This is a genomic window from Paenibacillus sp. 1781tsa1 (assembly GCF_024159265.1).
In the GTDB taxonomy this organism is placed as follows: Bacteria; Bacillota; Bacilli; order Paenibacillales; family Paenibacillaceae; genus Paenibacillus.
On sequence record NZ_JAMYWY010000001.1, the window covers coordinates 3,776,988 to 3,788,975 of the forward strand.

9 protein-coding genes and 1 pseudogene are annotated in these 11,988 nt (G+C 43.8%); 7 read left to right on the top strand and 3 right to left on the bottom strand.

The window, feature by feature from the left end:
- Positions 1–2: 2 nt before the first annotated feature.
- Positions 3–3,284 carry a glycosyl hydrolase gene (locus NKT06_RS16580; RefSeq protein WP_253436659.1) on the top strand — a complete coding sequence of 1,094 codons (3,282 nt, stop codon included), beginning with the start codon at positions 3–5 and terminating at the stop codon, positions 3,282–3,284.
- A 284-nt stretch (positions 3,285–3,568) separates the two neighbouring features.
- Entirely contained in the window at positions 3,569–5,605 is a 2,037-nt protein-coding gene (locus tag NKT06_RS16585; protein WP_253436662.1) for a GxGYxYP domain-containing protein, read from the top strand.
- A gap of 192 nt (positions 5,606–5,797) precedes the next feature.
- Here NKT06_RS16585 and NKT06_RS31915 read toward each other — a convergent pair.
- Positions 5,798–5,932, bottom strand: a pseudogene (locus NKT06_RS31915) (putative holin-like toxin); the annotation flags it as partial.
- 25 nt (positions 5,933–5,957) lie between these two features.
- A complete protein-coding gene (locus tag NKT06_RS16590; protein ID WP_253436667.1) occupies positions 5,958–6,917 on the bottom strand; it encodes a carotenoid biosynthesis protein in 960 nt (319 codons plus the stop codon).
- A gap of 155 nt (positions 6,918–7,072) precedes the next feature.
- On the opposite strand from NKT06_RS16590, the gene NKT06_RS16595 reads away from it, so the two are divergent.
- The 5 genes from NKT06_RS16595 (at position 7,073) to NKT06_RS16615 (ending at position 10,723) form a co-directional block, all read left to right on the top strand.
- A complete protein-coding gene (locus NKT06_RS16595) occupies positions 7,073–7,642 on the top strand; it encodes a TetR/AcrR family transcriptional regulator (RefSeq protein ID WP_253436670.1) in 570 nt (189 codons plus the stop codon).
- Positions 7,643–8,028: 386 nt separating this feature from the next.
- Positions 8,029–8,160: a YjcZ family sporulation protein gene (locus tag NKT06_RS16600; protein ID WP_253436673.1), complete on the top strand. Its 132-nt coding sequence runs from the start codon at positions 8,029–8,031 to the stop codon at positions 8,158–8,160.
- 689 nt (positions 8,161–8,849) lie between these two features.
- Positions 8,850–9,038, top strand: coding sequence for a hypothetical protein (locus NKT06_RS16605; RefSeq protein WP_253436676.1), 189 nt, complete (start codon positions 8,850–8,852; stop codon positions 9,036–9,038).
- A gap of 200 nt (positions 9,039–9,238) precedes the next feature.
- A complete protein-coding gene (locus NKT06_RS16610; RefSeq protein ID WP_253436679.1) occupies positions 9,239–9,730 on the top strand; it encodes a MarR family winged helix-turn-helix transcriptional regulator in 492 nt (163 codons plus the stop codon).
- 174 nt (positions 9,731–9,904) lie between these two features.
- Positions 9,905–10,723 carry an NAD(P)H-binding protein gene (locus NKT06_RS16615; RefSeq protein WP_253436682.1) on the top strand — a complete coding sequence of 273 codons (819 nt, stop codon included), beginning with the start codon at positions 9,905–9,907 and terminating at the stop codon, positions 10,721–10,723.
- 561 nt (positions 10,724–11,284) lie between these two features.
- On the opposite strand, the gene NKT06_RS16620 is transcribed toward NKT06_RS16615, so the two are convergent.
- Complete coding sequence (locus tag NKT06_RS16620) at positions 11,285–11,902, bottom strand: TetR/AcrR family transcriptional regulator (protein WP_091029717.1); 618 nt, start codon at positions 11,900–11,902, stop codon at positions 11,285–11,287.
- Between the last annotated feature and the right edge of the window lie 86 nt (positions 11,903–11,988).

Here is an 11,988-nt window from a genome sequence, read left to right on the forward strand (position 1 = left end):
GTATGAAGGCAGACGCAGAAGAAATCTGTAACCCTTCCATACAACTCAAACAACAATTTGCGAATCCGGATGAAACATATCGTCCACAGCCTTTTTGGTTTCTGAATCATGAGCTGGAGAAGACGGAACTGGAGAGCCAGATTCAATCCATGTATGAAGCGGGTGTCGGCGGTGTGGTTCTGCATGCTCGGCATGGGATGCTAATCCCATATCTCTCGCCGGAATTTATGGATGTGCTGGAGTTCTGCACAGCAGAATGCGAGAAACGAAATATGGTTGTTTGGCTGTACGATGAGGAGAATTGGCCGAGCGGAACATTGGGTGGAAAACTGACACGGGAACAACCGGAATATCGCATGCGTTATTTGAGAATAGAGGAAAAGCGATATGTGCGAGATGCGCCGCAGGAAAGCTTGAAGCTGGATTTTGCCTCCCATGATCACAATGAGCTGATTGCCATCCTGGCCTATCGCGCGGTTAACCGCAATGGAGAGTGGTTGCTTTATGATGAACCGGAAAATATCACGCATTGTTGGGGAGAGGAGTGGAGTCCGGGTCACGCCCATAATTCTTATATTGTTCTCGCTTGCTGGTCATGTGAGATTGCCGAGGGAATCACCTTCGCTAAAGGGTATTACCTGGATACATTGAATCCGGAAGCGGTTCAGTCTTTCATTCGGATGTCTTATGAACCGTTTCTGGCATTAAAGCCCTATTACGGATCAACCATTCAAGGGGTGTTTACTGACGAGCCGGGTCTTATGATTCACGATGGCTTCTTTGGGGTGGAGGCCATCCGAACCGCCGTTCATGATGTGGAGGCTACTTTGCCTGGGCTCGTCTTCGCTTGGACTGAGGGGATGGTCGAACGATATCAGCAAGAGAACGGGTATGATTTAATCCCGCGGTTGGGGGCATTGTTGTATCCCATGGCAAACGGCAGCCGATCCGCAAGACAGCAATATTATGATACGATCACCCGCTGGTACGTGGATGGATATCATGCAGCGATTCGTACATGGTGTGGACAATCCGGTCTGCTCTATATCGGTCATACGCTGGAGGAGCCTGTCTGGGGGCAGGCTCGATCTCAAGGCAATCAGACCCGGGTATTGCAGCAATTCCACTATGCAGGCGTGGATTATCTCACTCCCGGCATCGGGTCAAAGGCGAATCCGCATCGCATTGTGTCCGTCAAGACGGCGGCTTCTGTCGCGCAGCTGAACAGGAAGGAACGGGTGATCTGTGAAGCCTTTGGTGCAAGTGGTCATGGTTATTCCATGCGCCAGCGGCGACTTGATGCCAATTTTATGGCTTTCTTGGGAGTTAATCTGTTTATTCCGCATGCATTCTATTATTCGTTTGCCGGGTATCGGAAGACCGACTTTCCACCGACTGAATTCAAACATGCACCCCATTGGCTGCATTATCGTGCTTTTGCCGATTATATAGGGCGATTGAGTCTGCTTGGAGCAAAAGGAAAACGAACGCCGGAAGTTCTGCTGTTATCGCCTATCCATACGGTATATGAAACCATGTTCACATCAGGCGAAGCGGATATGCATCCTTCATCAGATGTGCTGTTCTCGCTTTTGTCAGATCGCTTGCTGCGATCCTCTATCGACTACGACTATGTGGATGAATGCCAGCTTCGCGAAGCGCTCCTTGTTGAAGGAGAGGGTTTGCAATTTGATGGCCATGGATATTCGATCCTCGTTATGCCGGAAATAGAGGTGATGTCAAGAGATGTTGCAGCCAGGCTTGTATCCTTTGTTAACCAGGGCGGCACGTTAATTGCGATAGGTACGATTCCGCAGCATAGTGAATTTTTGCGGCATGATTCGGTGTTGTTGAAGGATATCCAGCAGCTGTTTGGTTCCGATCCGCCGCACGGAAAATTACGTGCTGTTGGCAAGGGGCACAGCCTCTTTTATTCCATGGATGACGCTGTTCATCAAGGCGGTCAGAGTCAGCATCTGGATCAACTCGAAGCGTTTTGTATTCGATTAGGGGAGTTGATCAGAGAACCACCGGTAATACGATGGGATTGGATTGAAGGACAGTCTGACGATTTGATTAGCGTCGAACGCAGAATTGGAAATCTGGTGTATGTATGGCTGATGAATTGGTCGGAGCACTCCGTGACCATTAAGTTCATTTGCGATGAAAAGAAAGGTGGCTTGGAAGAGTGGGAGTTGGAGAGTGGAAGAGTATGCTGCATTGACGCTGAATCGTCCCTTTCATTCGTACCCGGAGAGCTGCGTGTGCTGTCGGTAAGTCCTCAAGAGAGCTCCTCTTTTCCGCTAGAACGTACGGATCATGCGGAGTATACAGAGCAAGCGTGCCTGGGAGATAAATCTTTTTCCACGAATGTGGTAGAGGTCATTCTGGATGAGCAGTGGGGGTTCAGGACCGCAGGCCCCAACGTTCTTCTGCTAGATCAATGGCATGTCACGTTGAATGACCGACATTCCAGGATGAACGCGATCATGCCCGGGCAAGTAAATACGTATCGAACGACGTTTGGCATGACGCCAAAATTGATTGAACGGCTTCAATACCGCTGTGGTTCGGATCGTTCCGGTAAGGCGGGAGAAGAATCATGGGGCAGGATGGAATTGCTTCTGGATGATGTAGATCAGAACATTCCATCCCATATCGGATTTTTGCAGCGTAGGCGTAATCTGGAAATATTCGTCAATGGGGTACGTCAGGAAGCGTTAAGACGCTCTTCGTGGCAGGATGGTGATTATGACAGTGTAGATATCACTCCACATTTGTTGGCTTGCGAGAATGAGTTGGAAATTCTGACGGTTTCGTTATTGGAGCCAATGCCCGCTATTTCATTCCCAGCATTTCTGATTGGTCCGTTCGCGATAGAAAACGATACGACGTTAACTACCGATGTGGAACAATGGGGTGGATGTTGGAATACTGCTGGCTATCCTTATTATTCAGGTACGGGTGTCTACTCGCAGCAGGTGGATCTGTCTAACGTAAACTTAGCTGCAAATGAGGAGCTATGGCTGGTAGCCGAAGATATAAGGGAGACAGCAAGCCTATATGTGAATGATATTGAAGCAGGTATCCGTTTATGGCCGCCTTACCAATGGAACATAACGCCATATATTCAAGAAGGATTGAATGAAATGAACTTACATGCCGCAAATACACTGGAGAATTTGTATGGAAAGTCAGCGCTGACATCAGGAATTAATGGACAGGTGAGGTTGATCCGACGAACGCGAAGAACATCACAGACGCAACATCACAACAAATCATAAAAAAAACATTAAAAATGCGTGTTTAAAAAGTCAGGTTTTCAGCACCGAAGCTTATGCTTCCGAAGTGCGTTTTTTCAAAACGCTGGAGTTGGATGAAGCTAGGGACGGAGTAGCGGAGCTACACGTTTTTGGAGAAAACGGCTTAAGAAGCATGTGCTTGCAAACCTACGTGAGCAACGGAAGGCCCGGCTGAATTCAAGATTCGATGTCGAAATTGCTTCTCGAGTTACCTCGTGATCAAAAGTTGACTTTTTGAATTACCTCTAAAAGGAGATATGAACTTTATGATTCGTAAATTAACCGTTTTGTGTGTTGCCCTGGTCTGTACAACCGTGTTATCGGCTAGTGCATTTGCTGCCACAGATGAGTTGAAGCATACAAACTCTTTGAAGTGGCCTCAAAATCAAGCGCTTCCAACTTTCAATAAAGTAGAACGTTTGGATGTGGCGAATGTATATGAGGAATCTGGCGATATCAAATTGCTTTTGACGACGCTTGAAGGGGTAATCAATCGAGAAAAGCCGCGAATCTACATTCAACAGAATAAAGTAGACCCTTGGCTGCAGGACTTGAACGTCCCTTATAAGCAGCATGACAACGTAATGGATGTTCTCAAGAAATATGCGAAAGAGATCAAAGGCATTATCGTATATGATCCGCAGCTGCCGGATTCCATTAATGTGGCAACGACACTTGCCGGACTCAAAAATGCTGTTGTTGCCAGTCCTGAACTGGCTCAACAATTGACTGCTGCACCGTATCACCTGTCGGTAATCGAAGACTTGCAGGGCAAGTTCAAGAATCGTATGGATGCATACAACTGGCAGTATGAGCATCTCTGGAGCCAGACGACTCAACGAATGTTGGTCGGATTGAGTCCAGACACCTCCATCCCGATTCCGTCCGAAAATTTTGATTCATTCCAAACGGTTGGAGTCGAGAAGGAACAGATTCGTGATGCAAGCAACAGGAAGACCTATGACTATGACTTGTCATCCTATTTGGGAAAAGAAGCGGTCTACCTCCGCTTCAATGATGCCTTTCCTCAGGATGGCTGGGGACCTGCCGTTCATCAAGTGACGGTGAAAGCAGATGGACAGATTATTGCGGATTTCAAAACGGGTTCTTCTGAGGAAGAAGCGTTTCTCTATGACCGACATAACTCCAAATTTTTGCCTGGAAGCGATCACCGCTTCGCAGATAATGGAAACTACTTTGTATACGAATTTAAGCCTGCAGCGGACACAAAGCAACTAACTGTATCGATCGAGATGTGGAACCAATACAAGGTATCTGCGAGCAATGTTCAACCACTCTCGTCTGAAGAAAAGGAACCTTATGGCTATCTCCGCGATTATGCTGTAGCAAACAAAGCCATGGTGTTCTGGTTGTCTACCAGTGTGCCAGAGGAAAAGGCGCTATTTGAGAAGATTCTGTCTGATGTAAAGCCAGGGACACCTTATCTGGGTTGGTTCGACAATGATTTTGAAGGTGAAGTTGCTGGCATAGAACTCACATCTCGTCATGGTGTCTATGTTGTTCCTTCCGACTGGTTCCATAACATGACCGTATTTTCAGGAACAAACGTAAAACAACAGCCTGCTCCCAAACCGGTAAAATCCAAGCTGGAGAACAAAATCTATGTAACCTATACCTTTGGCGAAGGTGACAACCTGCAATACGATCAGAATCATATGCGCAACCTGTGGGCTGATCCCGCTCGGGGTAAAGTGCCTATCAACTGGACTTCCAGTCCGTTGCTCTATGATGCAGCTCCCGCCATCCTAAACTATTACCGTTCAACCGCGACACCAAATGATCAGCTTGTTGCAGGCCCATCCGGAGTGGGTTACTTCAATCCAAATGTCTGGCCAACAGACACATTCCCGGAGTATCTGAAACAAACCTTCTCTTATCTGAAGAAAACAAACATGTCGTACCCTTTTGTACTCAATCGTGAACTTGGAAAAGACGTTCCGCTGAGTGATTCGATTGCAGCTGCGTACGAGAAGAACTATAAACTTCCAGGCCTGTTCCTCGCAGGCGAGGACAAAGCCAATGTTCAAATCATGAATGGCAGCCTTCCGGTTTCCATTTTGCGAGGCATCTCAACGGTGCAGGATGGTAAAGATATTTTGAATCGTACCAAGACCGAATGGGATGGCAAATCTCCAACGTTTATTTCAGTTGGGATTAATGCATGGAGCATGACCCCATCGGATGTGCTGGCGATTACGGAATCTCTTGGAGTCGAGTTCCAGGTGGTTAAGGCGGACGAATATTTCTCGCTGATCCGAAAAGCGTACGGCTTGTCCAATTAATATGTCAAAGTGAGCTTAAGGACCTTTGGGCCGTCTTCAAAGCAATCGGAAGCTCGAATCTCGCAAAGCGATTTAAAGATATTCAAATATCATTCGGCCAATAAAAGACCTGCCGGATCCTTGCGGATCAGGCGGGTCTTTAGCTTGTTAATACGTTTATTGTGGTAGAAACAAGAAATTATACAATTGAAACTACATAAAGAGCAGTCGGCCGCTAGGTGGTGGTCGGAATAGACTGTTACTTAGGGTGGGCGGTCTATTTCTTTTCATGTAAGCAAGAAGCACCAAAATAAAAATGCCGAAAAGGAATATTAATGAAAGTGTGTCTTTGCCTCAATGCTTGGGATTATGGTTATTTCGTGATTGGACTTGCTTTTTTACCCATAATGTAAATTCCAATCCAGCCTAGCAATAATAGGATCTGAGCCATAGCGACCAGCCACAACACTTCCGTGTAACCTCCTATAATGCAAAATATCGTATTGACTAGGGGGAACCCCACGAAAGTAAACATGATAGGAAAATCTTTTTTGGGAGTGATTGAATAATTAACCTTCCGGTCCCAAAACTTTATAAAAGCTAATGCTAAAATTCCGATTGTAATTACAGAAAGTGTAATCAACATCACCCATTGCATATTAGAGGTTCTTTCGAAGAACGGCCCCATATAATTAAAGAAGTTAGATAAAGGTGAGAACATACACGCTAATGACAGAATGGCCGCCAGAAACGGATAGATATAACCAATTGATTTACTGTAGCCTTTCTTTTTATGCCACCATTCACCAAGTAGGATAAAGATGGTCCAATATCCCGCTATATAAATCCATCCTGTAAAATTCATCACAGGTTCCCCATAGATTTGAGGCTCATCGGCTAGCGGATAATAAGTCCATCTTGCCATGAGTCCATCTGTAGTCTGAAATATCTGTTTAACAGCCACCGGGTCCAATGAAAAGTCAAAAACCATAGCACTCAATCCCGTAATAAATGGTTTAGTCCAGGACGGTATATTTACAGACTTTAGAACACGCAAAGTGGAATAAATGATCAGAAACTCAATAATAGGGACAGTAATCGGTATATTAAATAACATTAAAATACTCCGCCCATAGGCGTAAAAACCTTCCCCAAGCGATGAAGCAGTAATTTCAAAAACGGCTGCGTAAAAAAACACAAAACCTATAAACTGCAGTAGAACCGTTTTGGGATGTGTTTCCTTATCAAGGATATAGAAAACCATTAGAACAGCAGCAATTAAGACGATAATATCTTGAATTATCCATACAGGTACTACAGTTATATCACCCATATTTCACCTCCATTTAAGTTTAAAAATAGAATTGAACGTTCAAATAAATTATAATTTCACTGTGTTACTTAAACAACAGTCTGTTCGATTGAGATATGTTAGTTATCATACAAACCACCTTAGATTTGTTCATTATTTTAAATTGGGAGGATATTATGGCAGAGAAAAAAACAGATCACAGAGTGAGATATACAAAAATGGTTATCAAAGAAAGCCTGTTGAAGCTTTTGACAGAACGGTCTATCAATAAAGTTACCGTGACCGACATTTGCAGAGAAGCAGGGATTAATCGCAACACCTTTTATACACACTATGCTAATCAGTTTGAGCTTCTTTCCACGATTGAAAATGATCTTTACAAAGACATTAAGCAAGTTGGGGTGAGTTCTTCAAACCCTCAAACGCTATCTTATGAATTATGTAAGTATATAAAAGCGAATAAAACGATATGTGAGGTTCTGTTCTCAGAGCATGGCGATAAAGAATTATTGGAACGAATCCTTTATATCAGTCACGATTTAACTATTGAACGATGGAAGACGGAATTAAAATATTTTGATCCTCAATTATTTGAGTCCTGGTATACGTTCACCGCTCATGGCAGTATAGCTATTATTAAAAAGTGGGTGAGTAGTGGTCTGAAGGAAAGCCCCAGTAAAATTGCAGCTTTTATTGATAAAGCTACGGAATCCGTATCTAAAGCTTTTTATTCTGAAGAATTGTAATTTCCCCGCTTCTCGCCAAAAAGCCCGGCAGCTTCTACGCAGTATGAGTGTTGAAACTCACGCCGGCAAGGTGTGCGGTATTAAATTTGTAAGTAAATAAAGCAATAAGGGTCAATATCTTTTACAAGCGAGTAGATGTGGAATCGGTGTTCAAAAGTTTCGTGCAATCTGTAAACATTATGAAAAAAGGCAATTGTCTGTCATATAACAATAGTGTGTTTAGATGGGATGGGTCGGTTTGAAGAATATTTTTGTGTGCTTGCGGGTATGATAAAGGGGATTCTCATCCTCAGCTGAATGGTTGAGGGCCTTTTTTTTTATAAAGCCTTGTCAAAATAGATGCACCTGAATAATCTATCTCATACCACAAAGAAGGAGATGGGAGCATGAGTGAAGTAGGTTATGGAAATGGTAATGTAGGAGGAGTAAGTGGAGGATATGGTAGTTTTACGTCCATTGGTGCAATACTCGTACTCTTTATTTTATTGGTTATTATCTCTAAAGCTTTCTTAGTGTAATAGCTCACTTCTTACTTTTCCCGCCAGCTTTGCTGGCGTTTTTTTATTTGCTCAGCGATGATTAAATAAATTAGAATGTCACCTAAGTGTCGAGGGACAAGAACTTGTACCGATTACCGTATTGGACATGAACATGTTCCTATTGCCGATTAGACATATATCTAATCGACAACTTGCCCTTCAATTCATTAAACTAACGGGCAGTTTAATTTCGTTGAAAAGGGTGAGCTTCTGGCAGTTTGTATGGATTGTTGATGCCGTTGATCAAAAAATTTAAACACTTGAAGTTTCAATAAACCATGGCGATGAATCCCATCATCTAGTAATGCTTGTGAAGAAGTATACCGGATCCGAATACATAATGGCCATAAATCTGGATAGTTCTAATTTGATCAATCAATTTTCAACAAGGGAGCTTTCTGATTTTACTGAGCAGTGTATTAATCATCGATTTCCTCATCCCAGCTCCGTTCAAATCGTACTCTATTTCAGTCATGCAATGACTGAGTTTAAGAGGTTTTAGCCTGATGGATAACATAACAAATCAAAAGATTACCCTCTATCACGGAACTACCAGCAAACGTGCTTAATCTATTTTGTCTTGAGGGCTGACGCTCATCGATGCGGATCTCATCTATACACCAGAAGACTTTGTTCTTGGGGTGGATACGGCTCCTGGTTATATCTACATGACGGATACAGTGGCCAAAGCGATTATGTTCGGCAACAAGAGTCAAATTATTGAAGACAATACTCAGTTCGAATTCTATATTTTTGAGCTTCAGGTTGAGGTGGATCGTTTACAGGCAGATCTGGATGAAGTCAGGATTCAATCTCTTTTTGACAGTATTCCATGCCTTACCGAAGAAGGTAGATGAACTGATTATGAATATGTTTAAAAAGCGAAAGGCCGTGCACTATGGTCATTTTAAGGAAACGGCTACCTTTAATCGACGAAGTCCAGCATGCGAGCGTTTTGATTTTCATAGAAAAGAAATAATGATTTGACATTTTCTATTGGGTAAGTTATCTTCTCCTATATAGTTAAGCTATTAACTAAATGGAGATGACAGAACACATGGATAATCTGCAAGAAGAGAACTTACCGCCAATTGATCATAAACAAGATACGCTACAAGAATATTTGCTTAATCTGCCACTGCCCAATGAAGCTTTTTTTACGATGGTTGAGGCGACTGCCAATCTGGTGGCCGTGTCGGAGAAATACTGGCAATCCCAAGGGCTGAATGGAGCAAGAATTCGCATACTTGTAGAGATTGCAAAAGATGGGGGAACGATGCTGCCTTCAGTGCTTGCCGAAAAAATAGGTGTCACCAAGGCCAACATTAGCTTGCTTCTGACTCCGCTGGAGCGTGATGGATACATTGCGAGGGCTGAACATGCCCGAGATGGTCGCAAGACGGTGATTTCCATTACCGATGCAGGACGGACATTATTGAGGGAGCATCTGCCGGGTAACCGTGAAACTGTGGCTTTACAAATGGGCAAGTTAGATGAACAGGAGCAGCATCAGTTGATTGTTCTGTTACAGAAGCTGAATAGGTCGTGATCCTTAATAAACTTTAAAACGATACTAATACAAGTCGATTCTGAGGCAGGACATGTTTGGAAAGGGATGGGATTGGTTCAGCGAGGAATGTGTTGTAGTCCAGTGAATCACTCTGTTCATTTAGTTAATAACTTAACTACTTGTTGCAATTCTTTTACAGGAGGGAAAAGCAGGATGACGATCATGATTACAGGAGCCACAGGACAATTAGGCAATCTGATTATTGCAAATCTTCTAGTCCGGGTCCCCGCTACAGAAATTATCGCAGGTGTCCGTAATGGGGGGATGTCCGAAACTTTAAAAACTTTAAAGGATCAGGGTGGAGAGGTTCGCTGTATTGACTATGATAGGCCGGGAACGCTACAGAATGCCTTTGCCGGTGTGAGTAAATTGCTGCTGATTTCCAGCTCACATACCGATGATACAGTCCGGCTAACTCAACATACAAGTGTAATCAATACGGCGAAGAACGCTGGAGTTGAACATATCCTTTATACCAGTTTTGCTTTCCCACAGACGAGTCTTAAAGGTTCGAGTAGCGTGCATAGACTTACCGAGCAGGTCATATTTGATTCGGGGATGAAGTATACAATTTTGCGCAATGGGCTGTATATTGATTTTGTGAATGTCCTTGGACTGCAGGAAGCGATACAAAGTGGCGTGCTAACAACTTCAGCCGGAGATTGGCGGTTTAATGCGGTTACACGCAGTGATCTTGCATGGGCCATTGCGAACGTGCTTGCAGAGAAAGGGCATGAGCAGAGGATATATGAGTTGGCCGCGCCAAAGACTTGGAACTTTGCTGATCTGGCTGAAGTGCTCACAGCATTGGCGAATAGACCTGTCATGCACATAGAGGATGTGTCGGTACAACATTGGATCTATCCTTTTTTAAGCAGTATTGATACCGGATCTACGTCTAAGGACCTTGAGCAATTGATGGGCAAACCAATAACTTCGTTGGAGGAGAGCATTGCACCTTTTCTGAATTAATCAATATGGTCAGCAACAACTGGAAGAACAGACAGCACGTTACACGCAGCTCAATGAATCATTCGATGGCGTACAAGAGCGCAGCAAGTTATTCAGTGGGGTTGGACGCAGCGAAATCGGGGGCAAATATGGATCATTACCATGGCAAGGTGCTCGCGGGCAAAGGCGGGAGACGATGGCACTACGGCTGTCGGGGGACAAGAACATATGCCTAGTTGAAAGTCGCTATTTTAGCGGCTTTTTTATTTTATCGGTACAAGTTCTTGTCCCGAGGCAAGGACTTGTACCGATTGCCGGAATGGACAAGAACATAGTCCGATTGCCGATTAGATGATTATCTAAGTAGATTGTGAGTCTCTATTGAGTGGCTACCATGCTAAAGGTTGGATTATGACAGAAAGTGCGGAGAACCGCATCACAGATAGAGGTGAGTTCTCTGAAGCAAAAGTCGCTCTAAAAATACGGTGATACTCAATAAACCCTGATGGTTCTTCATTTCTCCAAAGAACGTAAACGAATACGAGGGATTTTCATATTGGGAGATCTCTCGTATTCGTCTTTTTAGTCAGCATACTTGTTTATAATCGTATGAGCAGCCTCATCCGCTATTTGAAAAGCCTGCTCTCGTGAAATACTGAAATCAAGCAGCAACATTTTGGGCCATAGCACCTGCCCGGCAATTAGACTCATAAATTCATTGGCCGTTTTTGACGCATCCGGCAGATTAATATTACCCAATTGAACTTCATCTACTAAATATTGCGTCAATTTCTGATGCACGGCGCCTTCGCCCAGTTCATAATGAAAAAGACTGAGCTCGGGGAATTGCTTGGCTTCTGCAATGACGACCCGGAATAAAGGAGCCATCCCATCACGAGTCAGCACGCATGCGTAGTCTCGTCCGAACTTTATTAATCCTTGCAAGGGAGAGCCGAGCTCCGGTGGAAAGTCCCATTCGGGATCAAGCTCCCAAAAATGCTTGACGATGGTTTCAAAAATCAATTCCTTCGTCGGGAAATGATTGAAAAGTGTACCTGTAGAGAGACCAGCAAGTTTTGAAATCTGAGCTAAAGTAGTCCGCGCATACCCTTTTTCAAAAAACAGTTCTTGTGCAGCGGCAATCGCGCACGCCCTTTTTTCTTCCTTTATACGTTCATGGTAAGTTGATTTAGTTCCCATAATTCCACTCCAAAGTTGGATTTAAGTCTTATCAGAGGGATAGCACCCTCTTCTCTACTATACAACAGTTGATCGTGTTCTAAAAG